Genomic DNA, 24,535 nt, shown 5'->3' with positions numbered 1-24,535 from the left:
TATACTGCAAGAGTAATGATTACAAAGTTGTAACAATTATTTTTTTGAGGAGATGAATGAATTTGAAGAAGAACTGGATGAAAACCGTTGTGACAGGCAGTCTGACAGCTGTGCTTGCCGTAGGGATTATGCTTCCTGCCTCCGCGTCTGCTGCAGATTCAACATATAAGACAGCAACTACGACAACGACGTATAAAGTACTGAATGCGGATAGTTTGAAAGCTTATATTGAGGCGTGGCTCAAGCAGAACGGTTACACTGTTGCTGATGGACAAACAACAACAGAGAAACCTGCTAAACAGCCTGAAACAACAACTCCTGCTCAGCCAAGCAAACCTGCTGCACCAGCACAACAAGAAAAACCGACAACAACAACACCTGCCAAAGATCCTTCAAGCACAGGCAATAACGGTACAACAAGCACTCAATCCGATTTTGCCGCACAAGTGGTGAAACTGGTCAATGCTGAACGTGCCAAAGCAGGCCTGAGTGCGCTGTCCTCTGACGCGCTTCTGGACAAGGTTGCTGTAGCCAAAGTAAAAGATATGAGCAACAACAACTACTTTGATCATCAGTCTCCAACCTACGGTTCTCCGTTTGATATGATGAAACAATTCGGGGTAACCTATAGCTATGCTGGTGAAAATATCGCCAAAGGTCAAAAAACACCGCAAGAAGTCGTTACGGCCTGGATGAACAGTGCGGGTCACCGTGCTAACATTTTGAATGCAAACTTTACTCATATTGGTGTGGGTTATTACAACGGATACTGGGCTCAAGAGTTTATCGGTAAATAAGAGCTGGAAATGAATATTCTATAAATAAAGTCATATAAAAAAGCCATATCTTCACTTAGCGAATGCTTTGTGGGATATGGCTTTTTACCAGTTTTCGACCAGAAATCTGCATGGTTTTCTGAATACTGCGGCAAAATTTGCAAATTCACGACAGAAGTTTTATGTTATTTAGAATAGGGTCATTTTAGAGTAAAGCTATTATACATTATACACACCTGACTGGAGATGTGATGCATGAAAAAGAACAAAAATCTGGATTCAGCTCCCTGGATCTGGCGAAGTGTAAGCACCTTATCCATCTTGGCAACGCTGCTGCTGCTGTTTGGATTTGGTTACGCCATAAAAGATGTAATTTACCCTAAAGGGGATTCAAAATTAAATGATGGACAGCAGGCTGCCAGCCCGGCTAACGAGGATCAAAATGGCGGCAGTAAAGCGATTGTCGAGGATGGGAAAATTCGCATGGCCGTCATCGGTGATTCTCTTGCCAGAGGCACAGGGGATGATGAAGGGCTTGGTTTTGTAAGAAGGGCGGGAAATCTGCTCAAAGATGAGGGCTACGATGTACAGGTGCTTAATAATCTGGGTGTAAACGGGCTCAGAACAGATGCGTTGTTAAAAAAGCTGGATGAGCAAGGCGTCAAGTATGTCCTGCAGCAATCCAACTTTATTTTGCTCTCGATCGGTGCAAATGATCTGTTTCAGGGCGGACAGGTGCTTCAGGGTGAGGACCCGCCGACAGCCGAAAAGCTGGCTGCTGCGCTGCCTGAAACATCGAAACGACTGCAGGAAATTTTGAAAAAGGTGAAGGCAATTAATCCTGAAGCACAGATCTTGTATATCGGATTATACAATCCGTTTGGCAATGTTAAAGAGCTGGAGAAGCCGGGGAATGCGGTAGTTGCTGCCTGGAACGAAGCGGCAATGAGTATTTTGAATAAGGAAGATAAAATGACTCTTGTACCGACCTTTGATCTGTTTGAAAATCATCTGGATGAGTATCTGTCATCTGACCATTTTCACCCCAATGCACAAGGATATCAGCAGATGGCGGTTCGTATTGCACAGGAGTATCAGGGAGAAAAACCTGCAAAAGGGGGCTCGAAATAGATGGCAGAGCAGCAATATGATTCGGTCCTGTCCGTACAGAATCTGAAGAAAAAGATCGGACGAAAATGGATTATTAAAGATGTTACTTTTGATGTGAAGCCCGGTGAAATTTTTGGTTTTCTTGGACCGAACGGAGCAGGGAAAACAACGACTATTCGTATGCTCGTCGATCTGATCAAACCTACGGAGGGCAAAATTTCAGTTTGCGGCTACGACGTAAACCGCGATCCGGAGCGGGCGCTGAAGTATGTTGGTTCCATCGTTGAAAATCCCGAGGTGTATACATATTTGACCGGGTGGGAGAATCTGGAGCATTTTGCCCGGATGCAGCCTGGTGTGGACCATGACCGTATTCAGGAAGTGGTTAACATTGTACGTCTGGATCAACGTATTCATGATAAGGTCAGAACGTATTCTCTTGGTATGCGTCAGCGACTAGGCATTGCACAGGCCTTGCTTGGCAGACCTCGATTGCTTATTCTGGATGAACCGACGAACGGCCTTGATCCGAAGGGAATCAAAGAGCTGCGGGTGTTTATCAAGCAGCTTGCCAGTGAGGGCATGGCGGTGTTTGTCAGCAGCCACTTGCTAAGCGAAATTCAGCTCCTGTGTGACAGAGTTGCCATAATTAGCGCAGGCCGTGTGCTGGCTGTTGGCGCTGTCAACGAACTGATCGAGGATCATTCCAAAGTGGCAATCTGGCATCTTACGCCGCTTGAATCAGGTCGTCAGATGCTGGTCGATCAAGGGATCACACTAATCGAGCGGCCAGGTGATGTGATGGATGACACCATTGTTGCAGGTCTCGGGCCGAATGCGGTTGTTGCCGAGATGCACGAAGAGCTGATTCCAGAGCTGGTGCAGCAGCTGGTACAGGCAGGCATTCAGGTTGAAGGTGTGCAGCGGATTCAGCCTACCCTTGAGCAATTATTTTTAAAAATGACAGAAGGTGAATCCATTGAATAATATCATGCCGCTGATCCGTAACGAGACCATCAAGATGGTGAAGAAGAAACGTCTTTATATTATTTTCATCGTTCTGGCTATACTTGTACCGATGTTCACGTATGCCCAGATGAAATCAGCTCAAAATAACCGTGACAAGTTCGGCGGGGACTGGCGGCTTGAATTGCAGCAGGCGATTACGGACAACCAGAACTCACTGGGAAGTGATCGTGTTCCAGAGGAATATAAAAAGTACAGAACGGTTTATATTCAGCAGATGCAATATTATCTGGAAAACAATATAAACCCTAAAGAGCCTGGTGGTGTAACGTTTACGAGGGAGTTTATGAACAACGCAGTAGGTTTGTTTATTCCTCTTTTGATTATGGCGATTGCTTCGGACCTTGTATCGGGTGAACGAACAACGGGCACGATCAAGATGCTGCTGACCCGTCCAGTCAGACGTTGGAAGGTTCTTCTCAGCAAGCTGATTACGCTGATTATGTTTGTTTCCATTATCGTTGTATCTGCTTATGTGATCTGTTACGCGATATCGGGGGCGGTCTTTGGTTACAAGGGCTTCGGAATGCCTGTTTTCACCGGTTTCAAAGTTGTCGGCACGGATGTGGATATGTCGGCAGTGCATGCGGTAAGTCAGTGGCAGTATATGCTGATGCAGGCGGGGTTAATCTGGTTTGTGAGCATTATTGTGGCGATGCTGGCATTTATGGTTTCGGTGCTGGTGCGCAGTACAGCCGCAAGCATCGTCATTATGATGGCTTCGCTCATCGCCGGAACGATTCTGACGAACATGGCAGCCTCATGGGAATCAGCCAAATATTTATTTATGGTCAACCTTGAACTGCCTGATTATTTGTCCGGCGGACTGCCGCCAATTGAAGGCATGAATCTCGGTTTTTCCCTGATTGTACTTGGCGTTTGGGGCGCTGCATCACTCATCGTCTCATTCCTTGTCTTTACGAAACGGGATATCTTGAATTAAAATGGACAAGGATAAGAAAACATCTGTTTGCATTTCAGGCAAGTTTGTAGTTTCAGTTAAGAAGGGGGAGCATGAATGGTCGAGCAAATCGATGTGTCGGCAGGTTCGACAGGCGGAGGGCAAGTGGCCTCGGGCTACGACGCGGACGACATTCAAGTACTTGAAGGACTGGTAGCGGTTCGGAAACGGCCAGGGATGTACATCGGCAGCACCAGTACTTCAGGTCTACATCATTTGGTATGGGAGATCGTGGACAATGCTGTCGATGAGCACCTTGCCAAATTCTGCTCCAAAATCGATATCACGCTGCACAAGGACGGTTCTGTTACGGTTCAGGATAACGGAAGGGGAATTCCGACAGGCATACATAAAACAGGGATTCCTACTCCCCAGGTCGTGTTTACGATTTTGCACGCAGGCGGTAAGTTTGGCGGATCAGGATACAAAAAATCCGGGGGTCTGCACGGCGTAGGGGCTTCGGTCACCAATGCGTTGTCGGAGTGGCTTGAAGTCGAAATTTTCCGGGACGGCAAGATTCATCGTCAGCGTTTCGAATATTGGCAGGATAAAAAGGGTGCCGAGCATGTTGGAGAACCTGTTTCGGGGCTTGAAGTGATCGGAAATACGAATCGAACCGGAACAAAAGTAACATTTAAACCGGATATTCGTGTTTTTCAAAACGGTATTCAGCTGAATTACGATACGCTTGCTGAGCGTCTTCAGGAGATTGCTTTTCTGAATTCAGGTCTGAAAATTGTGTTAAAAGACGAGCGTTCGGGCCATCAGGACGAATTCATGTATGAGGGCGGCGCAAGCCAGTTTGTCGAATATTTGAACGAAAACAAAGATGTGCTGCATGATGTCATTCACTTCTATGCGGAGAAGGACGACATCGAGGTGGAGATTGCGATTCAGTACAATGCCGGTTATACCGAGACGATTGCTTCGTTTGTGAACTCCATTCCTACCCGCGGCGGCGGAACACATGAGACCGGATTCAGAGCGGCATATACCCGTGTGATGAATGATTACGCCCGCCGTACCAGCATGATTAAAGAAAAGGATAAAAACCTGGAAGGCAATGATCTGCGTGAAGGTATGATGGCTGTGATTAGCGTCAAAATGTCGGAGGTCGAATTTGTCGGCCAGACCAAAGACCAGCTAGGCAGTGCTACGGCACGCAGCGCAGTGGACTCGGTTGTATCTGACAATATCCAGCGTTTTCTGGAAGAGAATCCGCAGGTAGCGCAGACGCTGATACGCAAAGCTGTGCAGGCGTCCAAGGCAAGAGAAGCTGCACGTAAAGCGCGTGACGAGATGCGTTCAGGCAAAAAGCGCAGTGAAAGCTCCAACTTGAACGGCAAGCTGACGCCAGCGCAGTCGAAGGATTTTACACGTAATGAGCTGTTTATCGTAGAAGGAGATTCTGCGGGCGGTTCGGCCAAGCAAGGGCGTGATTCCAAAATCCAGGCAATTTTGCCGTTGAAGGGAAAACCGCTGAATCCGGAAAAATCCAAGCTGGCGGATATTTTGAAAAATGAAGAGTATCGTGCAATTACGGCCGCCATCGGGGCTGGCATTGGTACAGAATTTGCTGTAGAAGATAGCAATTATTCTAAAATCATTATCATGACGGATGCCGATACGGACGGTGCACATATCCAGGTGCTGCTGCTTACGTTCTTTTACCGTTACATGAAACCGTTAATTGATGCAGGTAAAGTATATATTGCGCAGCCGCCTTTATATAAACTGACTCGCAAATCCGGCAAAATGGCTACGGTAAGATATGCCTGGACGGATGAGGAGCTTGCCAATTACATGAAAGAATTCGGCAACAATGTCGAGCTGCAGCGTTATAAAGGTTTGGGTGAGATGAACCCGGATCAGCTGTGGGAAACAACGATGAATCCGGAGACACGTTCGATGCTGAAGGTGGAGATCGTGGATGCGGCCAAAGCAGAGCGTCGTGTATCCACGCTGATGGGGGATAAAGTGGACCCGCGCAAACGCTGGATCGTAGAGAATGTTGACTTTACAGAGTACGAAGAATAGAAGGTGCTTGGAATGAGTCTATCAGAACAATTTATGCCGGCCTTTCTGGAAGAGGTCGTGGGTGACCGTTTCGGTCGCTACTCCAAATATATTATTCAGGACCGGGCAATACCCGATGTACGTGACGGATTAAAGCCAGTACAGCGCCGTATTTTATACGCGATGTACGATTCGGGCAATACACCGGAAAAGCCATACCGCAAGTCCGCCAAAACCGTCGGGGATGTTATGGGTAATTATCACCCTCACGGGGACTCCTCCATCTACGAGGGTATGGTACGTATGGCGCAGCCGTGGAAAATGGGTCACATGCTTGTGGATGGACACGGTAACTGGGGTTCACAGGATGATGATCCGGCAGCTGCAATGCGGTATACGGAGGCCCGCTTGTCGTCCATTGCGATGGAGATGCTGCGTGATATCGAGAAACGCACGGTGCTGTTCAAGGATAACTTTGATAATACAGCCAAAGAACCCGTGGTGCTGCCTTCCCGTTATCCGAATCTGCTGGTCAATGGCGTAAGCGGCATATCGTCGGGTTTTGCAACGGAGATTCCGCCTCATAATTTGCGTGAAACGATTGATGCTTGCATCGCTGTAATGGAAAAGCCGTCTATTGAACTGGACGAAATTATGATGTTTATGAAAGGTCCCGATTTTCCGACAGGTGGATTAATTATGGGCGGAGACGGCATTCTGGATGCCTATCGGACAGGTAAAGGACGAATCTACATACGTTCCAAAACCGATATCGAAAACATGCGTGGCGGCAAGCAGCAGATTGTGATTACCGAGATTCCGTATCAGGTTGTAAAATCACGTCTGGTGACCACAATGGAAAACATCCGTCTGGAGAAAAAGGTTGAAGGCATCGCAGAGGTTCGTGACGAGAGCGGTCGTGAAGGTCTGCGAATCGTGGTGGAATTGAAAAAAGATGCCGATGCCCAGGGTATTCTGGCTTATTTGCTCAAGAAAACCGATCTTCAGGTCACCTATAACTTCAATATGGTTGCTATTGTGAACAAAGCGCCGCAGCAGCTTGGACTGAAGGCCATTCTGGAAGCGTATATCGCGCATCAGCGTGAAGTTGTCACCTTCCGGACGAAGTATGAGCTGGAAAAGGCAGAGGATCGCGCTCATGTGCTTGAAGGGCTTGTGAAGGCTCTTAACATTCTGGATGAAGTGATTGCGGCCATTAAAGCATCGAAGAATCGTCAGGACGCCCAGAACAATCTCACCTGGATGTTTGGTTTTACGGAGCGTCAGGCCGACTCTATTCTTACTTTGCAGCTGTATCGTTTGACCAATCTGGAGATTAATGCGCTGCAAAAAGAATTGGATGAGCTTATGAAGAAAATTTCACAGCTGCGTTCTATTCTGGACAGTGATCGCAAGCTGATTGGCGTCATCCGCAAGGAATTGCTGGAGATCAAGGAGAAGTACGGGATTGAGCGCCGTTCTGCAATTCAGGGCGAGGTAGAGGAGCTCAAGGTGAATCTTGAAGTTCTGGTCAATGCAGAAGATGTACTGGTGACGCTGTCCAAAGAGGGGTATGTGAAGCGTTCGAGCATGCAGTCCTTCACACGGTCAGGCGGCGAACGAAGCGCCAGTGGTGTGAAAGAGGGGGATTACATCTCTCAGGTGCTGGATGTGAACACACTTGAGAACCTGCTTGTGTTTACGCAAAAAGGGCAATACTTCCTGCTGCCGGTCCATCAGGTGCCGGAGTTCAAGTGGAAAGATCCTGGCACAGCGATTGTCAATGTGATTCCGCTGGCGAAGGATGATCGGATTGCCAGTGTACTGGCCGTCAAATCCTTTGAAGAGCCGGATCACAGCCTTGTATTTGTGACACGTAAGGGACAGGTGAAACGAACCGAACTCAAGGAGTATGTTACGAAACGTTCTGGTGCAGTTGCCGCTTGTAAGGTGGGCAAGGACGACGAAGTCCTCTCTGTGCATTTGAGCACAGGTGGTAAAGATATTATGCTGATTACCAAAGAAGCGATGGCCATTCGTTTCCGTGAGGATGAAGTCAATCCGATGGGACGTGTCTCTGGCGGGGTTCGCGGTATTCAGCTTAAAGATACGGATGAAGTTGTCTCCGCGCTGTGGGTCGAAGGAGAAGAGGGCGAAATTGCTGTATTGTCTGATCTGGGCTATGGTAAACGTTCCTTGCTGCTTGACTATGCCTTGCAAAGCCGTGGAGGTAAAGGTCTGGCTACGTTTGAATTCAAGGAAGGCAAACGTGTCAAGCCGAATGGAAGCCGAATAGCATGTGCATTCTATTGCAGAGAACAGCGCCAGCTGACTGTCATGACCAGAGAAGGGCATGCTCATTCCATCTCTTCGGAGAGTGTGCCACTGACTGAACGGAAGCATATAGGCAAATTACTCGTATCCGTAGATAAGCAGGATGAAATTACCGAGCTGATCCCGGACTTCACTGAAAATCAGCCAGAAGCTACAGTGTAAAACTAACAGAAAGACTCTTCGCGGGCATAGCTTATTATGTCGGGCGGAGAGTCTTTTTTTGTTGTTCCAAGGCGGCTTTGAAGCGCGTCTGCAAGCGAAGTTTAACAACCTTCGTCGATTGCGGTCGATCGCTGGGAAATTGAAAAAATGCAGCAGGAATGCGGCTTCAAACCGCGAAAAGTTAAGCTAATGAATAGATAAATCGTTGCCAGGAGGAGTGATATTCAATGTATTATTCTGATTTTGCCAAATGCTGGTCAAGATTAACGAAGGATTATAAATTGCATATGGATCAGGAACTGGCGCCTTCTCTCACAGAGGCTCAGCTCGCTGTATTGGAGGTGCTGGAGGATCATGAGAAGATGAAACCGTCTGATCTGATTCCGTTTCTGGCGACTACCCCTGCTGCAGTTACGATGCTGCTTGATCGTATGGAGAAAAACGGCCTCATTTGCAGGGATCGGGATGATCAGGACAGACGGATTGTCTGGGTCTCTCTCTCGGACAAGGGACGTATGGAAACGAAACGAGGCATTAGCATTCGGAATGAATTTATGAATTCGGTTCTGAGCAACATATCGATGCACAATCAACAATTGTTAGTCTATTTGCTTGGAAAAATGACGACACCCAAAACTCAAGTACAGGAGCCAGCTTTAACCAGCTCGGTTTAAAACCAACTACAGAAAGATATACTGTGTACACATGGCGGTACTGTGATGAACTTGTGCTCTTTCTCGATCATTGAGGGGTACGAGCAGTGACGATGCATTTGAACAGACTTCTGGCTTCGAGCGGGAGTCTGTTTTTATTTTGAAGCAAAAAATAGATATGTTGACAACTGCATCACTATATCGTAATATTACGATATAACGATTGAGGAGGAGTTGCTTTGAATTTCCCTGCTTTTGATCGGAATCAATTAAAGCAGTTTGACGAACCCGCTGAATTTCTCAAAGCGTTGTCTCACCCGATACGGCTATGCATCGTACGGGGCTTGATGCGCAAGAAGAAATGTAATGTTTCATATATGCAGGAATGCCTGGACCTTCCGCAATCTACCGTGTCGCAGCATCTGCAAAAGCTTCGCAGTGCAGGCATTGTAGCTACCGAGCGTAATGGTCTTGAGGTGAATTATGTACTCGCTGATCCACGTGTGGAACAACTGGTGAATATTTTATTTGCAAAGGATGAATGCGAAGATGAATGAACGTAAAAAAGTGTTAATCGTAGGCGGTGTTGCAGGTGGCGCTTCCGCCGCCGCACGCCTCCGCCGTCTGGACGAACAAGCAGAGATTATTATGTTTGAGAAAGGCCCTTATATTTCATTTGCGAACTGCGGTCTGCCTTATTACATCGGGGGAACGATTGAAGAACGTGAACGTTTGCTTGTGCAGACGCCTAAAGGCATGCAGGATCGATTCAACATTGATGTGCGCACAGAGAGTGAGGTTATTGCGGTTGATTCCAGCAAACGTACTGTACAGGTACGAAGTGTGGAACGTGGTGTATATGAGGAGAGCTATGATGAGTTGATCCTGTCCCCCGGTGCTCGTCCAATGGTACCTGACCTGCCGGGCAAGGATAACCCGCTGATCTATACAGTGCGGAATATTCCTGACATTGACCGAATCAAGGAACAGGTTAGTTCTCGTAACAACCAAAATTCGATCGTTATTGGTGGCGGGTTTATCGGGGTAGAAATGGCTGAAAATTTGAAGGAAGCCGGGCTTGATGTCACTCTGGTAGAGGGCAATGATCAGCTGTTGACTCCGTTTGATCCTGAACTTGCAGCTGCCCTTGCTCAAGAGATGCAGCAACATGGTGTACATCTGTTATTTTCACAGCGTGTGCAAGGCTTCCGTACTCTGGATCAAGGCATTGGCGTAGAACTGTCAGATGGGCTTGTGTTATCTGCGGACATGGTCATTCTGGCTATCGGTGTTACACCGGATACCTCTTTTTTGCAGAATAGCGGCGTAGCTCTTGGAGCACGCGGGCACATTGTTGTTAATGAGAAGATGGAGACCAGTGTTCCGCATATTTACGCGGTAGGTGATGCCATTGAAGTGAAGGATTATATTCACGGGACACAAACAGCGATACCGCTTGCGGGTCCTGCAAACAAACAGGGAAGAATTGTAGCAGATCAGATTGCGGGGCTTCCAACGACTTATAAAGGGACTCAGGGAACGTCTATCATCAAAGTTTTCGGGTTAACGGGAGCCTCTACAGGCACCAACGAAAAAACGCTGAAACGATTAAACAAGGCTTATCGCACCGTAACGGTTCACCCGGCTTCACATGCGTCCTACTATCCAGGCTCCAGTGCAGTCACATTAAAACTGTTATTCGCTCCGGAGGGGCAGATTTTGGGCGCACAGGCGGTAGGTTATGAAGGTGTGGATAAACGGATTGATGATATTGCTGTGGCGATCCATTACGGCGGCAATGTACGTGATCTGACAGAGCTGGAATTAAGCTATGCACCGCCTTACTCTTCAGCGAAAGACCCTGTGAACATGATTGGCTACGCTGCGGAAAATATTTTGGACGGACGAGTGAATTCATTCACGTATGATCAGCTTGCTGAGCGTGATCCTGCCGGGTCCATTTTGCTGGACGTACGCAGTGATCTGGAGCACCGCAACGGGAATATTCCAGACTCGATGTCTATTCCGGTAGACGAGCTTCGCCATCGTCTTGCTGAGCTGGATGTATCCAAGGAAATCTGGGTTTATTGCCAGGTAGGGCTACGGGGTTATACAGCTACGCAAATCTTGCGCCAGCATGGTTATCAGGTGAAGAACTTGAGCGGGGGTTACAAGACCTATCGTCAAGCTCAATTCAAACCTGCACCCGTGCCAGGGGCAGATGGCAACGGTCTGAATAGTAGCAGGGATAGTGGTAAAACAGATGCAGAAACACAAGGGGGGCACAGGAGCACGATGACGGAATTGAATACACGGAATGACAAGCAAGTCCAGTCCCCCAAGGAAATCCGAATTGATAATGAGTTGAACGTCTGTGGTTTGAGCTGCCCTGGGCCCCTCATTGAGGTTAAACAGAAGATGGATCAGCTGCAGGATGGACAAACACTTCGAGTTAAAGCCTCGGATCCCGGATTTTATGAGGATGTCAAAGCTTGGGCAAGTATGTCCGGTTCGGATGTGCTGAAGCTTGAGCGTGAGAAGGGCGGGGTGATCGAGGCTGTCTTGTCCAAAAACACAGCACCTGTCAGAAGTGAGTCACAGCCTTTCGACAAAGCGAGCACGATGGTTGTATTCAGCGGTGATCTGGATAAAGCAATTGCGTCTTTTATTATTGCTAACGGAGCAGCTGCGAGCGGTCGCAAAGTGACGATGTTTTTCACCTTCTGGGGCTTGAATATCATCCGTAAGCAAGAGCTGCAGCAAGCTCCTGTGAAGGCTGGCATGGCTCGGATGTTTGATATGATGCTGCCCAAAAACAGCTTGAAGCTTGGACTCTCCAGAATGAATATGTTTGGTGCAGGACCCAAGATGATTCGAGGACTGATGAAAAAAAATAATGTAGCTTCACTGGAGCAGCTGATGCAATCGGCGATCGCACAAGGGGTAGAGATTGTGGCCTGCCAGATGTCGATGGATCTGATGGGCATACAGCACGAGGAATTGATCAATGAAGCTGTCATTGGCGGAGTGGGTTATTACCTCGGTCAGGCGGATCAGGCAAATCATAACTTGTTCATCTAAGCGTAACTGAATTCATGCTCATCGATTTTTAGGCCAACCTCTGTTCCGCCATATAGTGGAGCAGAGGTCTTTTGATTGAATAATCTCATCATTTCGGGACAGGCTACAATTTAAAGCGTGTCTTGAAACCTACTGAAGTGCATCTTTTACGGCCTTGTCGCCCCCTGCAGCGTCACTTTCCCTTGACGACCTTCAAGTGCAGTATGGAAAAACATTGCTGATCCTGGGTTAGAGATATCGAAAAAAGCTTAGATAATACATATTAGTATGTACTGATATTATTTTCTTCAAATTTAATATGTAAAGAGTTGACTATGTAAATTTTTTTGTTATAATAAGTAATTGTTCCCCTGATATTTCGTGTACGAAATATTATATTCCATAGGTAAAAGGGTGAAACAATGACGGACACGCACGAAGTATTTTACATTATCAACTCATTTCGACAAGTGAATCAGATGCTTTTCCGGGCATTCTGGAATGAAAACAAGGATATCGAGCTGACTTCGATTCAGTTTATGGTGTTATCCATCCTTAAAGAGCGACCAGCTCTGGGTATCAATGAGATTGCTGATCTGTGCCATATGGGCAGCAGCTCAATGAGCGCTGTTGTTGAACGTCTCGTTAAGGGTGAGTACATTGTGCGTACACGTTCTGCTGCGGATCGTCGCTCTGTAGTGCTGCAGATTACAGCCAAAGGGGAACAGGCCCAGCAGGAGACACAGCAGCTGTGGATGGAGCGTGTATCACCTATACTGGAAATTCCGAAGGAAGATCTTGAGCACCTGCTTCGCATTCATAGTCTGATGATTGAAAAGTTACAAGGAAGAGAGATGAACAACTTATGAGCACAACAACTGCTACAGCTCCGTCCTCCGGGATGGACAACATCAAGAAAGGCCCGATTGTAGCGGCCTTGTTAATTGGTGCCTTTGTGGCATTTTTGAACCAGACCCTGATGAACGTGGCTCTTCCTAAAATTATGGAGGACCTCGGCATCGGGCCGAACAGAGCCCAGTGGCTGACCACGGGGTATATGCTGGTGAACGGGGTGCTGATCCCGGTTACGGCGTACTTGATCGCCAAGTTTTCAACCCGGCAAATATTTATAACAGCCATGACCTTATTTACACTAGGTACGTTGGTATGTGGAATTAGTCCGAATTTCTCTATTCTAATGGTCGGTCGAGTGATTCAGGCCGGCGGTGCAGGTATTTTGATGCCGTTGATGACGGTTGTATTTCTGACCATCTTCCCGATTGAGAAGCGCGGTCAGGCGATGGGTACGATGGGGATTGCGATGATCCTCGCACCAGCGATTGGACCGACATTGTCCGGATATATCGTTGAGCACTACTCCTGGAGATTGTTGTTCTACATCATTCTGCCATTCTCGGTCATTGCAACAGCGATTGGTATTGCTTTTGTCAAAAATGTAACACGTCAGTCCAAACCGAAACTGGATTCGATCGGCGTTATTTTATCTACACTCGGCTTCGGCAGCTTGCTGTACGGATTCAGTGATGCTGGAACAGATGGATGGGGCAGTACTGTCGTGATCAGCTGTCTGGTCGTTGGTGCGGTTTCCCTCATTTTGTTCGTTATCCGCCAGCTGACAACAGATCATCCGCTGCTTGAGTTCCGTATTTTTAAATACAATATGTACACCTTAACCACCATCATTAATATGCTTGTTACGATGGCCATGTTTGCGGGGATGATTTTGCTTCCAATTTTCTTGCAAAATATTCGTGGGTTCTCGCCTATTGAATCCGGCTTGCTGATGATGCCTGGTGCCATTCTGATGGGTATCATGTCTCCGATCACGGGCCGCATCTTCGATAAAGTCGGTGCACGCTGGCTGTCGGTTGCAGGCTTGGCGATTACAGCCATCACAACGTGGGGACTTAGTCGTCTGTCCATTGACACTACGTATGGATACATGATGTTTATCTACACGGCTCGTATGTTCGGGATGTCCATGCTGATGATGCCAATCCAGACCGCAGGTCTGAATCAGCTGCCTCAACGACTTAATGCCCATGGTACAGCAATGTCGAACACACTGCGTACAGTGGCGGGTGCGATCGGTACAGCTATTCTTGTAACGATCATGAGCAGCAAGCTGAAGTCGCATCTGGCCGAAACGATGGCTACGGGAACAGTTGACCCGAATAACAAAACAGCGATGCTGGCTGCTACAGCAGATGCAACGATCTATGGCGTTAACTACGCCTTTACAGTGGCAACTTATATGACGATTGCAGCCCTGATTCTGGCTTTCTTTATCCAGAAAACGAAACCGGCTTCCGAACCGATCAACGCGGAGAAGGAAAAAGCCAAAAAGGTTGCGACAGCTTAATCCGATTAGAAAGAATTTAAAAAGAGAAAGAGAACTCTCACCTGCCAGCAGGGCGCAACTAATGCGGCAGGGAGAGTTCTCTTTTTTGTTTTGCAAACGAGACGTTGCCAAGTTAAAGAATTACAATGTATTGTTATTTATCCGCATCCGCATCCGCATCCGCATCCGCATCCGCATCCGCATCCTCTTTTGCAACCAAATGATGCAGCAACCAATCGGGATCCGGTTCATGTCTGAAGCGTATGAGGTCAATGGTACCGTCCATTTGAAACTCGACACCTTCGCTAATCAGCTCGTTCTCCTGCATCATACGGGATTCATCGTCTGGTATAGCTACTTCTCCCTTGGCATTGACGACACGATGCCAGGGCAGACGTTCCTTACGGCTCATGGAGTGCAGAATACGGACAACCTGTCTTGCCGCTCTGGGGCTCCCTGCAAGGGCTGCAATCTGGCCGTAAGTCATGACTTTGCCCTCAGGGATCGCTGCAATAATAGCGACAACCTGTTTCGTAAACGGGGTTATGATAATCGACTCCTGTCTTTGAACTGAAAATAACAGATCAACAAGATCAAGATACTTTAAAATAAAAAAGTGTCGTTCAGATATCAGATCTGAACGACACATAGCAGGCTCAGACGTGTTCTGCCTGTTTGGAGCTTGCAAGAGAAGGGTAGAGTTTAAAGTCTATTCTCCGCAAAAGCTTGCTCATAAATATGTGAAGGCCACTCTGCCCATGGAAATTCTCGTGCTGGCAGAGATCGAAGCACGACGTCTTCCTTGGTGACCGGATGTGGAAATGCAGCAATGACAGACCAGAGCGCGATCTGCTGCCCTGGTTTGTTTAGCTTAGCACCATATTTCTGGTCTCCGAACAGCGGACACCCGGCTTCTTTCATCTGAACACGAATCTGGTGGGAGCGTCCAGTATGCAGCTCAATATGAACGAGGCTGTACAGATTCGTTTCTCCGATGACCTGATAGTCCAGCACTGCATCCTTGCCGCCAGGCGTACCTTTGGGTACAGCGGTGACGGTATTGGTTCTGCTATCCTTCAACAGTGTGTGTTTTAGCGTGCCTTTGCGTGCCGGCAATTTGCCGTGTACAACAGCCGCATATATTTTACGAAAATGACGTCCGCGCACCGTTTCGGATAATCGAGATGCGGCTTTGGAGGTTTTGGCAAAAATCATCGCACCTCCAACCGGGCGATCCAGACGATGCACCAGGCCCAGATAAACATTGCCGGGTTTGTTGTATCGTTCCTTCAGATCCTGTTTGAGCAAAGTCAACAGATCGGGATCACCGGATGCATCTTCCTGTGTAGGCACATTCACGGGTTTGCTGATCCCCAGCAGATGATTATCTTCAAACAGAATGTCAATCTCTCCGCCTTGTCGATGAGCAGACATCATCAGGACTCCCAGCGGCCCAGAATACCGCATGGCAAATCCAGACCACTGCGTGTAATCGGCAGGCCGATCTCTCCTGCTGTGATCTGTCCCCCATACTTGGCGGACATCGTCATTGTCAGCATGTTGCGCAGTACTGTAGACGAGATGCCTGTTGTATACGAATTCACCAGCATAAAGAGCGGGTTGTCCGACAGAATGGTCATACAGGATTTCAGGAAAGGATATAGATTCTCTTCCAGCTTCCATGTTTCGCCGTTCGGACCGCGTCCGTAGGAAGGAGGGTCCATTATAATCGCATCATATTTGTTGCCACGGCGCTGCTCGCGCTGCACAAATTTGAACACATCATCGGTAATAAAACGAACCGGACGATCAGCAAGGCCGGATAGCTGCACATTTTCTTTGGCCCACTGAACCATGCCCTTGGCTGCATCGCAGTGAACGACGGAAGCACCGGCGTAAGCGGCAGCTACAGTTGCACCGCCAGTATAAGCGAACAGGTTCAGTACCGAGATCGGACGTCCTGCATTTGCAATTTTATCCATCATCCAGCTCCAGTTAGCGGCTTGTTCAGGAAACAGACCTGTATGTTTGAAGCTGGTCGGCTTAATATGAAATTTCAAGTTTTCGTACCCGATCGTCCAGCGTTCGGGAATAGGCTTTTTCATATCCCAGCTGCCTCCGCCAGAGGAGCTGCGGTGGTAGTGACCATGCGCTTGGCGCCATTCATGAGTTTCATTTTCGAGCGGCCAGATAATCTGTGGATCAGGTCTGCGCAGAATGACATCGCCCCAGCGTTCCAGCTTCTCACCGCCTCCAGTATCAATTACTTCATAGTCTTTCCAGTTCTTTGCTACGTACATAGTGGTTTATCCATCCTTCAAAATTCATTTGGATACTATTGTACAACAAAAAAGGGGCTCTACGCCAGCAAGGCTCCTGGTAATGAGGCAGGGTCATGACGAATTTCGACATGTAATTAAAATTTAAAGATTAAAAATTAATTTGACAATGATAATCATTATCACTTATGATTTTGATATTACAATATGTTAGTAAATCCCGAAGATTAGCTTGGGGATATGATGTATATGACAAAGATAAAGCGAGGGACAATAGATGGCTAAATGGTTGGTTGCTTTTGCCAGTATGACGGGAAATACAGAAGAGATTGCGGAACTCATTGTGGAAGGCATAACACAGAGCGGACATGAGGTTGACCTCAAGTCTGTTACAGATTGTAATGCAGCTGATGTGCTGGATTATGACGGATTTATGATAGGTGTGTATACCTGGGGAGATGGAGAATTACCTGATGAGTTTCTGGATTTCTATGAGGAACTGGATGAGCTTGATTTGAGTGGAAGAAGAGCTGCCGTATTCGGCAGCGGCGACACTTCTTATGAACAGTTTTGCAAGGCAGTGGATTTGACAGCAGAGAAGCTGCAGGAGCGCGGGGCGGAAGTATCACCAGAGAAGCTCAAAATTGAATATAGCCCGCTGGAGCAGGAGAAGGAAACGTGCCGGGATTTTGGCAAACGTTTCGTTGCTGCCGGTGAGAAGGTATCATAAATCAGATGTTACAGCGTGATGCTCAAGCAGCAGTGACTACAAGGAGCAGTGAGCTTCCTGGACGTTTGCTTGAAGACTACAAGCTGGAAGAGATGCTGCGTAGCCCGTACAGGTTCATCCGCCCTGAACCTAAGTCTGAGCAGCAGCCTGCACTGCAATGGCGACATCGTGTACAATATGCAGTCAGTCATGCCATCAATTATTTTTATAGTGTAGACCCCGAGATTCGCAAAGAAATTCCGATTCAGTATGTACTTGAAAAATGGTGGCCCAGAAAAACGGACGGCTTTGATTCCGTACTTCACTATTGGGATGTCAAACACAAAATGATTGATGAATTGTCACTTGCCATTGCAGCTAATGAGGATCTTCAGCATCCCGTTATTTTATTCGAACAATGGAAGACAGAGGTGCCTTCCTTAACACTGGATATGTCGATCATTTTCCAGGCAGTCTGGCAGCCTGAAGGTTGGGATCAACTGCTCATACAGAAATATATGGTCGTTCATGATGCCAATGTTGTGGAGGCATTCCAGCATATGGTCAGCGTGTTTTGTTGGGAGGCGTTTGGCAAGCTGCCCGGGATGATCGAGATTTACAGCTTGCTTGAAGGCCGCAAGATCAGATTCATGCCAGGCCGTCAATCGTTGCAGCGTTCAATGGATTATCTTCGGCTTGTGCGGGATAGTATGCCGAGACCGCAGGAGACCGCGTCTGAACGTTTTACAGCCAAAGACAAAAGCCGCGTACATGAAGAAGTGGATCGGTGGAGAGCCCAAGGAGCAGATTCCAAAAAAACATGGTTGATGTAGTGCAGGTTTCCAGTTGTATGACAGTGGGTATTGCAGAGGAGGGAACGAAGGTGACAACGTTATACAGGCAAGAGAACAGCATTGGTAAAAGAAGAGCAGGAACCTATGAATTCAGCCCTATGCCCGTACCTCAATCCTTGATTCGGAAGCTTCTGGATGAGGCAGATCCATCCTTGTATGTTATGAGCCCGGCACCCTGGCGTTATATGCTGTTCTCCGGTGAAGGGCGGCAGCTTTATATGGAAGCCGTCAGACAGAGCTTTCCTCCTCATCTTGCGGATTGTCACGGAAGCTGGGCCGCGTATCAATATACAGAAGCTATTCCGGCGCATCTGGTGGTGGTTGCTCCTGTTCCGGCTGACACACCAGAGGATGATATGATCCCTGCCAAGGCATGGAGCAAGCGCTTCTGTATGTTGGCGGCAGAGCAAGGGTTACATGCGGTCTGGAAAATGAATGATTATCAACAGCATCCGGTATTTATGAATTTAATGGGATTAACCGCGAAAGAACGGGTGCTCGGTGTGTTTCACATCGGCTACGGAGACCAGTCTGAACCACGCCATATGGAAGCAGGCAGACCCGCCTCTGAACTCATGACGGTATACGACCATCTGGTATAAAGGACAGTATTGTCTCCGCTACCCGATGTATTATACGTTAAGCAGTCTTTCTATTTCGTAGAGTAGGCAAGGAATTGACGAACAAGTTCCCGCTGTGATTGATCCTGTGCACTCGCAGTATACAAGCGGTTAGACACGGTAATTGCGTTACCGAAGAAAAAGCGTTCAAACTGTGTCTGTCTGCCGCCAAACGAACCTGCCCCGAGTTCCCAGATCAAGCGGAAGAGCGCGTTGCGCTCCGGCGAACTCATGTCTGTGCCCCTTAGATAAATGTTCAATGATTCTGCGGCCCCGGATTGAAAGTCCTCTTCCTGAGGCACCATGATCATGCCGCTGGAACTTAAAAGCTGCAAAATTTCGATCATCTCGGGGTACAGCTTAGGATATAAAAGATTGGCAGCCATGAGTGGTTTGGGTGCTGGCAATACATAACCTCTACCGTCGGGTACAGCACCTGCCTCAGCTGCGATCGCGAGCGCTTTTAATGACTCAAGACCGGCGAGGGCACGAGCTGTCTTCTCTACAACATGCGCTTCACTTTTCAGGTCAAGTGTATCAGTGAGCAGCTGAATCGTACCCAGGACAAATTCGGTTTTGGCTATATAACGGCATAAAACCTGGTGTCCAGCGTGGATATGAAAATTGCTTCCACTGAAAAGAGCTGAGGACATCTGCTCATCACCCGCAAAAAAGATGCGTTCATGGGGTACAAGCACATGGTCAAAGATGACGATATTGTCCATTTCCTCATATTTGGAGCTCAAAGGATAGTTATAGTCTGAGGATGCGGCATACGTATCTCTGCAGATCAGGGTGATGCCTGGCAGATCATTGGGAACGGCAAAAGAAAAAGCAAACGGATTCTCATCATCAAAAGGTGCGGGTGAAGGGGAAGGGTAGACGAAAATCTCGTCCGAAGTGGCTGCCTGTGTAGCCATCATAAAAGCACCATTAATAATTAATCCTTCTTCTGTCCGTTCAACAACTTTGGCTGCAATGGCATCTTCTGTTGCGTCAAGCTGTCCTGAAATTTTGCTTGCATGCGGCTGAATGAACGCGTGGGATAGTGTGATGTCGTGGTCACGGCAGTAGGCATAATAATTTCTCAGATTTTCAGCGTATTTGGGAGATAGCTCGTTGAGCAGATCAGCTGCTGTGTAAAAAGCCATGATAGCCGTGTTCATGTAATCGGGTGAACGTCCCAAAAAGCCGTGATGGACCTGAGCCCACAGTGTCATCGCTTCCCGTCTTTTGCGAAGATCGTCGCTGCTTGCTGGAGGCAGGAAGGACATGCCTACAGGTTTGCCATCGGATGGAGAGGCATACGTTAAGCGCTCTGCCAGTTGTGGATCAGATTGCATATCATACATGAACTTCTGGGTTTTCATTAGGCCGGAAAAGGCGATATGCTCTGAACGTTTACCGTTCAGCAGTTCTCCCTTGTACCAGCAGGGGACGGTTTGGGCGTTAATTCGTTCACAATACTGCGTGCCAGTTTTAGCGGGCATCGTTATTCACCTCTTGGTTCATGTTTCATGGGCATATTCACTTCTAAACATAGTCTACGTGAAGGTGCTGTCCGATGTGCAGATGACCAGAGAGGGAATTTTGATTTTAAAGCTTGATAATAATTATCATTCTTGCTACAATAAACAAAGAAAAAGGAACCCCGAGGGGCTCCTTAGGTAACACAATCAACCGTTATTTAACTTCGAACGTTTTGCAGTCTGTTTCAGCAGACTCGCTTGTTTCCTTGGAAGCATGGCTCACAATGTAGATGGAGGTAGCGTTACATTTGTTTTCTTGAGCCCAGTGACGACAGGAGTTTACTTCACACAGTACGTCTTTTGCCATGATTGTTAACCTCACTTTGAATGGGATTACATTCGTTGGTATACATCGTCCGGATAAGCAAGTTGCCGCTTGCATATCTGGAAAAATTTTCACGCTCTCATGAAATTAGAGGGCTTTTTTGCGTTATACACAACGATGCACTTTCAGAATAGCAAATTTCGCTAATGCATGCAACTAAACACTCCTTCATATCGGATGAAGACAGCCGCAGGCTGTATATTAGCAAGCTGGTTGGCACCTTCGAGCAGGAGAACAATCTGGAGGATTATATCTGTGAACGTCTGGCTGGCTGCAGTTATGCAGACGTAGAGCAGATTGTGTTAAAAGCGAAGCGTAAAGCGATCATTCGCAGCACGCCGCTGCAAAAACAACTGATCGCTGATGCTTATGATGAGTACAGACCTCGAGTGCTTCAAGGGTAGAAAATAGCCCGGCTTCCTGTTATCTAAGGAAATCTGGGCTATTTGTTGTGCAGCTGCGGTCAAGCTTTGACCGGTGCACGATACGTTTTCTCAGATGTAAGCACTTCAGGCTGTGCGACCCAGCGCGGCAGACTCAAGCGGAATGTGCTGCCTTTCGGACTGCTGGATACCAAGGTTAACTCACCGCCTTGCTCCTGAGCAAGAAGCCGGCTATAGGTTAACCCGAGACCCAAGCCGCGATTGCGGCGTTTTTTCAGCTCACCACGATAGAAGCGTTCAAAAATGTTCGGCTGATCCTCTATAGAAATGCCCGTTCCATTGTCCTGTACGTCCACGTGTAAAAGACGCTCATCTGCATGCAAAATGATATGGAACCGGGCTTGTTGTCCGGGAGCTGTGGCATGAAGACCGTTATTAAGCAGATTGACAACAATTTGCTGAATGCGAAGAGCATCACCGATAACATACAGAGAGTCAGGCGGAGTCTGCAGTTGAACCTCCGGCATCTGATCCTCATATGCAATCTTCCATTGGTAGAGGATTTCTCCAACAAGCAGCTTGAGATCGGTTCGTTCCTTTCGAACAGCAACACTGCCTGCAGTCATTGCATTGTAATCCAGCAAATCGGCGATCATACGCTCCATACGTTCTGATTCCTTCAAAGCGATATCGAGAAACTCCTTGCCCTCCTGTGGGCTGACTACATCGTCTCGCACAGCCATCACAAGTCCTTTAATAGACGTAACGGGTGTTTTGAGCTCATGACTTACACCCGCGAGTGATAATGTTCGCCACTCCTCAAGCTGTCGCAGGCGTGCTGCCATATCACCGAAGGAGCCTACAAGCTCGTTAATCTCCCGCTCCCTGGTGTCGATATCAAGGCTAACCTCATAATTGCCGCCACGAATTTGTTCTGCCGCATAAGCAACCTGACGAATCGGTCTCGAGAGCTTCCTGGATAACAGGTAGATGGTAAACCAGCCGCATAGAATCAGACCGCCAAAGATGAGTGCAACAAACCCTATCGTTTCAGGGCTAAACGTAATGGACTGTTTGGACTGCATGACCCAAACTTTACCTAATGTCTGATTCCCGTCTGTAATATCAACCGTTACTCCAGCATATTTGCTGTTACGTGGTTTAAGATAGTCATCGGAGAGCCGATAGTGCACATCTTCCTGCTTCATCTTAGGCTGGGAGAAAATCAGCTTGTTATTATTGTCCAGCACCATGACACAGAAATAATGATCCGTATTAAAAAGCTTCTCACGGCTGCTTACGATCGTATTCAGATCAGGTGGAACCCAAAGCTGATTGCCCTTGACGGTCACTCGATCAGCAATTTCCCAACCGAGCAGCTCGGCTGTTTTCAAACTTTTTTCGATCGATGTTGTGCGTATCCAATAGAGTGCACCCGCCGCAATAATCGAAAAGCCGATACATAAAATCAGAAAATAACGCAGCGTCCAGTGTGACAAAATAGAAATCGTGCGTTTACGCTTGTTCGAAGTTAATTGGCGACCCAAAATTGATACCCCATTCCTCGCAGCGTGCGTATCTCTCCCGTATCGGTCGTCCAGTGGGAGAGTGCCTGACGCAGTCGTTTGATTGATAAATCTACTGCCCGATCACTGCCTTCGTAATCCATGCCCCATACCTGCTCGATCAGGTGTTCTCTGGTGAACGTACGATTGGGGTATTCGGACAGAAAAATAAGCAGGGACAAGTCCCGTGGTGTTAATGCCACTTCGGCACCGTTCAGGAGCACTTGCTTGGCCGCAAGATCGATGACCAGGTTGCCAAACGAGCGCTTGTCCTCGCCCCCGGAGGTCCAGTGCGGATTTCGCCGCAGCACGGCATTAACCCTTGCGACCACTTCTTCAGGTACAAAAGGTTTGCTCATATAATCATCGGCACCGGAATTAAGTCCGTTCAGCCGGTCTGTAATATCGTCTAGTGCAGTTAACATGATGACAGGGCATGTGCTTTTTTCCCGAATCAGCTGCAGCAAATCCCAACCGTCCATTCCCGGAAGCATGACATCAAGCAATACGAGAGAAGGGGTTACGGAATCAAAAAGAGTTAAGGCCGACTGGCCGTCTGCTGCATGATGTACTTCGAATTCAGCTTTGCGCAGATAAGCAGCCAGAACGCGCGCGATTGCCTGCTCATCCTCCACGATGAGTATAGATTTCAAACAGGGTGTTCTCCTTTCACATGAAGCTTGTGTACTGATTTTACATGAGGAGAGGCATAATGCCAATGCTGTATTCATTTTTTGAAAAAAGTTGTAAATAAATCGTATCTTGACTTCTTCCTGACACATTCGACTGGTATGATCCATATCAATGAGGAGCCATGAACCATACCATACTGTACTGGAGGAATTATAGAGATGAATAAAAAGACGAAAACATGGATCATTACAGGTGTAGCAGCAGTAGCCATTATTGGCGGGGGCGGTTATTACTTTACGAATAGTTATCTGGGAAATAATGTGGAGATTGAGCAGGTACTGCCTGCAAGCACAGCGGCTTCAGCGACAACGTCTGACGGCAGCACGGCAGCAGCGGTAGAGAATACAGCAGCAGGTTCCGAAAAGCTGAGCGGGGACTGGAACATCAGCGAAGGCTCAAAGGTTTATTTTTCAGTAACGACTTCTCAGGAAACAGTGAACTTTGTGGACGAGCAGGTGAGCGGGAAATGGTCACTGAACGATCAAGATCCAGCGAAGTCAACAGCTGAGGGACAGATCGAGATGAATGGCATTGATTCCGGCAACGGTCAGAGGGATGAGCATGTGAAGAGCGCAGATTTCTTCGATATGGCGCAATATCCACAGGCAACATTTAAAGCGACGTCATTTGAAGGCATGCCTGCTGAATGGACAGAGGGACAGACGGTTGATCTGAAGATGAAGGGCACCCTGACGGTCAAGGGCATTGAAAAGGAAGTAACCTTTGATGCCAAAGCCGCTTATCAAGATAATCAATTGCTGCTGTCAGGAACAACAATGGTCACGTTTGAAGACTTTGGCATGAAAAATCCACACTCGGTCGTGCTCTCCACGGAAAATGATATTCAGGTGCGCCTGGAGCTGAAGCTGGCAAAATAGATTCGTTTTTCTTCTATAGAAATAGAACACATTTCATTTAGAAGTAGAGTGTCTTTTATTTGAACAATAAAACTTGAAATCTGTTCGATTCTGCCTTAGGGTGGACGAGCAGATTTTTTGTTTTTCTTCTGCCTGCAGCTGGAAAATCAGGGTAGGCCTAGGCGGACGGAAGCGTGGGACATTCTACATTGTTAAAATAACTGCTGTTTCCTTTCAAAAATGCCGTATTGCTGATGATCA

23 protein-coding genes are annotated in these 24,535 nt (G+C 47.6%); 16 read left to right on the top strand and 7 right to left on the bottom strand.

Features of this window, described 5'->3' with window-relative positions; translation table 11 throughout:
- The first annotated feature begins 62 nt into the window (after nt 1–62).
- From IEW26_RS00935 to IEW26_RS00885, 11 genes are all read left to right on the top strand, one after another.
- A complete protein-coding gene (locus IEW26_RS00935) occupies nt 63–797 on the top strand; it encodes a CAP domain-containing protein (RefSeq protein WP_229729601.1) in 735 nt (244 codons plus the stop codon).
- 234 nt (nt 798–1,031) lie between these two features.
- Nucleotides 1,032–1,907: a GDSL-type esterase/lipase family protein gene (locus tag IEW26_RS00930; protein ID WP_188591020.1), complete on the top strand. Its 876-nt coding sequence runs from the start codon at nt 1,032–1,034 to the stop codon at nt 1,905–1,907.
- Nucleotides 1,908–2,873, top strand: a complete 966-nt coding sequence (locus tag IEW26_RS00925) for an ABC transporter ATP-binding protein (protein WP_188591019.1) — start codon at nt 1,908–1,910, stop codon at nt 2,871–2,873.
- The gene (locus IEW26_RS00920; protein ID WP_111271338.1) at nt 2,866–3,855 is read left to right on the top strand and encodes an ABC transporter permease; all 990 of its coding nucleotides are present in this window, start codon (nt 2,866–2,868) and stop codon (nt 3,853–3,855) included. Before IEW26_RS00925 ends, IEW26_RS00920 begins: the two co-directional genes overlap by 8 nt.
- A gap of 75 nt (nt 3,856–3,930) precedes the next feature.
- Nucleotides 3,931–5,910 (top strand): DNA topoisomerase IV subunit B, encoded by a 1,980-nt coding sequence (gene parE, locus IEW26_RS00915; protein WP_188591018.1) that lies wholly within the window; start codon nt 3,931–3,933, stop codon nt 5,908–5,910.
- Between the two features lie 12 nt (nt 5,911–5,922).
- Nucleotides 5,923–8,385 (top strand): DNA gyrase subunit A, encoded by a 2,463-nt coding sequence (gene gyrA, locus IEW26_RS00910; RefSeq protein ID WP_188591017.1) that lies wholly within the window; start codon nt 5,923–5,925, stop codon nt 8,383–8,385.
- 227 nt (nt 8,386–8,612) lie between these two features.
- On the top strand, nt 8,613–9,059 hold the full coding sequence (locus IEW26_RS00905) for a MarR family winged helix-turn-helix transcriptional regulator (RefSeq protein ID WP_111271335.1): 447 nt from the start codon (nt 8,613–8,615) through the stop codon (nt 9,057–9,059).
- Nucleotides 9,060–9,277: 218 nt separating this feature from the next.
- Nucleotides 9,278–9,595, top strand: coding sequence for an ArsR/SmtB family transcription factor (locus IEW26_RS00900; RefSeq protein ID WP_111271334.1), 318 nt, complete (start codon nt 9,278–9,280; stop codon nt 9,593–9,595).
- The gene (locus tag IEW26_RS00895) at nt 9,588–12,119 is read left to right on the top strand and encodes an FAD-dependent oxidoreductase (RefSeq protein WP_188591016.1); all 2,532 of its coding nucleotides are present in this window, start codon (nt 9,588–9,590) and stop codon (nt 12,117–12,119) included. Before IEW26_RS00900 ends, IEW26_RS00895 begins: the two co-directional genes overlap by 8 nt.
- 401 nt (nt 12,120–12,520) lie before the next feature.
- Nucleotides 12,521–12,967 carry a MarR family winged helix-turn-helix transcriptional regulator gene (locus tag IEW26_RS00890; RefSeq protein ID WP_145401244.1) on the top strand — a complete coding sequence of 149 codons (447 nt, stop codon included), beginning with the start codon at nt 12,521–12,523 and terminating at the stop codon, nt 12,965–12,967.
- A complete protein-coding gene (locus tag IEW26_RS00885; RefSeq protein WP_184187436.1) occupies nt 12,964–14,481 on the top strand; it encodes a DHA2 family efflux MFS transporter permease subunit in 1,518 nt (505 codons plus the stop codon). The genes IEW26_RS00890 and IEW26_RS00885 overlap by 4 nt, the downstream gene beginning before the upstream one ends.
- 133 nt (nt 14,482–14,614) lie before the next feature.
- Here the strand turns inward: IEW26_RS00885 and IEW26_RS00880 are convergent, their stop codons facing one another.
- From IEW26_RS00880 to IEW26_RS00870, 3 genes are all read right to left on the bottom strand, one after another.
- Entirely contained in the window at nt 14,615–15,007 is a 393-nt protein-coding gene (locus tag IEW26_RS00880; protein WP_188591631.1) for an MGMT family protein, read from the bottom strand.
- A gap of 155 nt (nt 15,008–15,162) precedes the next feature.
- Nucleotides 15,163–15,894, bottom strand: a complete 732-nt coding sequence (locus tag IEW26_RS00875; RefSeq protein WP_188591015.1) for an RluA family pseudouridine synthase — start codon at nt 15,892–15,894, stop codon at nt 15,163–15,165.
- A 2-nt stretch (nt 15,895–15,896) separates the two neighbouring features.
- The gene (locus tag IEW26_RS00870) at nt 15,897–16,760 is read right to left on the bottom strand and encodes a class I SAM-dependent methyltransferase (protein ID WP_111271328.1); all 864 of its coding nucleotides are present in this window, start codon (nt 16,758–16,760) and stop codon (nt 15,897–15,899) included.
- Between the two features lie 256 nt (nt 16,761–17,016).
- Between IEW26_RS00870 and IEW26_RS00865 the strand changes: the two genes are divergently transcribed.
- The 3 genes from IEW26_RS00865 to IEW26_RS00855 are packed head-to-tail and all read left to right on the top strand — an operon-like array spanning nt 17,017 to nt 18,904.
- Complete coding sequence (locus tag IEW26_RS00865; RefSeq protein ID WP_188591014.1) at nt 17,017–17,469, top strand: flavodoxin; 453 nt, start codon at nt 17,017–17,019, stop codon at nt 17,467–17,469.
- A gap of 5 nt (nt 17,470–17,474) precedes the next feature.
- Entirely contained in the window at nt 17,475–18,281 is an 807-nt protein-coding gene (locus IEW26_RS00860; protein WP_188591013.1) for a hypothetical protein, read from the top strand.
- Nucleotides 18,282–18,331: 50 nt separating this feature from the next.
- Nucleotides 18,332–18,904 (top strand): nitroreductase family protein, encoded by a 573-nt coding sequence (locus IEW26_RS00855; RefSeq protein WP_188591012.1) that lies wholly within the window; start codon nt 18,332–18,334, stop codon nt 18,902–18,904.
- Between the two features lie 50 nt (nt 18,905–18,954).
- Here the strand turns inward: IEW26_RS00855 and IEW26_RS00850 are convergent, their stop codons facing one another.
- The gene (locus IEW26_RS00850; RefSeq protein ID WP_188591011.1) at nt 18,955–20,412 is read right to left on the bottom strand and encodes a 4-hydroxyphenylacetate 3-hydroxylase family protein; all 1,458 of its coding nucleotides are present in this window, start codon (nt 20,410–20,412) and stop codon (nt 18,955–18,957) included.
- Between the two features lie 193 nt (nt 20,413–20,605).
- Entirely contained in the window at nt 20,606–20,758 is a 153-nt protein-coding gene (locus IEW26_RS00845) for a DUF1540 domain-containing protein (protein ID WP_111271323.1), read from the bottom strand.
- Nucleotides 20,759–20,922: 164 nt separating this feature from the next.
- On the opposite strand from IEW26_RS00845, the gene IEW26_RS00840 reads away from it, so the two are divergent.
- Nucleotides 20,923–21,180 (top strand): hypothetical protein, encoded by a 258-nt coding sequence (locus tag IEW26_RS00840; RefSeq protein WP_188591010.1) that lies wholly within the window; start codon nt 20,923–20,925, stop codon nt 21,178–21,180.
- A 59-nt stretch (nt 21,181–21,239) separates the two neighbouring features.
- On the opposite strand, the gene IEW26_RS00835 is transcribed toward IEW26_RS00840, so the two are convergent.
- Both IEW26_RS00835 and IEW26_RS00830 read right to left on the bottom strand, forming a co-directional pair.
- Entirely contained in the window at nt 21,240–22,706 is a 1,467-nt protein-coding gene (locus tag IEW26_RS00835) for a sensor histidine kinase (protein WP_188591009.1), read from the bottom strand.
- Nucleotides 22,691–23,377, bottom strand: coding sequence for a response regulator transcription factor (locus IEW26_RS00830; protein WP_188591008.1), 687 nt, complete (start codon nt 23,375–23,377; stop codon nt 22,691–22,693). The genes IEW26_RS00835 and IEW26_RS00830 overlap by 16 nt, the downstream gene beginning before the upstream one ends.
- Nucleotides 23,378–23,575: 198 nt before the next feature.
- Here IEW26_RS00830 and IEW26_RS00825 point away from each other — a divergent pair, with 198 nt between their 5' ends.
- The gene (locus IEW26_RS00825; RefSeq protein WP_188591007.1) at nt 23,576–24,295 is read left to right on the top strand and encodes a YceI family protein; all 720 of its coding nucleotides are present in this window, start codon (nt 23,576–23,578) and stop codon (nt 24,293–24,295) included.
- Nucleotides 24,296–24,535 lie beyond the last annotated feature (240 nt).

The organism is Paenibacillus silvae (assembly GCF_014639235.1).
Lineage (GTDB): Bacteria > Bacillota > Bacilli > Paenibacillales > Paenibacillaceae > Paenibacillus > Paenibacillus silvae.
This window is presented reverse-complemented; position numbering and strand designations above follow the sequence as displayed.

Excerpts from the sequence above, each read along its gene's own strand:
- IEW26_RS00930 (WP_188591020.1), top strand. The coding sequence starts at position 1,032 with ATGAAAAAGAACAAAAATCTGGATTCAGCTCCCTGGATCTGGCGAAGT.
- IEW26_RS00860 (WP_188591013.1), top strand. The coding sequence starts at position 17,475 with ATGTTACAGCGTGATGCTCAAGCAGCAGTGACTACAAGGAGCAGTGAG.
- IEW26_RS00890 (WP_145401244.1), top strand. The coding sequence starts at position 12,521 with ATGACGGACACGCACGAAGTATTTTACATTATCAACTCATTTCGACAA.
- IEW26_RS00895 (WP_188591016.1), top strand. The coding sequence starts at position 9,588 with ATGAATGAACGTAAAAAAGTGTTAATCGTAGGCGGTGTTGCAGGTGGC.
- IEW26_RS00870 (WP_111271328.1), bottom strand. The coding sequence starts at position 16,760 with ATGTACGTAGCAAAGAACTGGAAAGACTATGAAGTAATTGATACTGGA.
- IEW26_RS00840 (WP_188591010.1), top strand. The coding sequence starts at position 20,923 with ATGCATGCAACTAAACACTCCTTCATATCGGATGAAGACAGCCGCAGG.
- IEW26_RS00905 (WP_111271335.1), top strand. The coding sequence starts at position 8,613 with ATGTATTATTCTGATTTTGCCAAATGCTGGTCAAGATTAACGAAGGAT.
- IEW26_RS00925 (WP_188591019.1), top strand. The coding sequence starts at position 1,908 with ATGGCAGAGCAGCAATATGATTCGGTCCTGTCCGTACAGAATCTGAAG.
- IEW26_RS00885 (WP_184187436.1), top strand. The coding sequence starts at position 12,964 with ATGAGCACAACAACTGCTACAGCTCCGTCCTCCGGGATGGACAACATC.
- parE (WP_188591018.1), top strand. The coding sequence starts at position 3,931 with ATGGTCGAGCAAATCGATGTGTCGGCAGGTTCGACAGGCGGAGGGCAA.
- IEW26_RS00845 (WP_111271323.1), bottom strand. The coding sequence starts at position 20,758 with ATGGCAAAAGACGTACTGTGTGAAGTAAACTCCTGTCGTCACTGGGCT.
- IEW26_RS00850 (WP_188591011.1), bottom strand. The coding sequence starts at position 20,412 with ATGCCCGCTAAAACTGGCACGCAGTATTGTGAACGAATTAACGCCCAA.
- IEW26_RS00875 (WP_188591015.1), bottom strand. The coding sequence starts at position 15,894 with ATGTCTGCTCATCGACAAGGCGGAGAGATTGACATTCTGTTTGAAGAT.
- gyrA (WP_188591017.1), top strand. The coding sequence starts at position 5,923 with ATGAGTCTATCAGAACAATTTATGCCGGCCTTTCTGGAAGAGGTCGTG.
- IEW26_RS00825 (WP_188591007.1), top strand. The coding sequence starts at position 23,576 with ATGAATAAAAAGACGAAAACATGGATCATTACAGGTGTAGCAGCAGTA.
- IEW26_RS00865 (WP_188591014.1), top strand. The coding sequence starts at position 17,017 with ATGGCTAAATGGTTGGTTGCTTTTGCCAGTATGACGGGAAATACAGAA.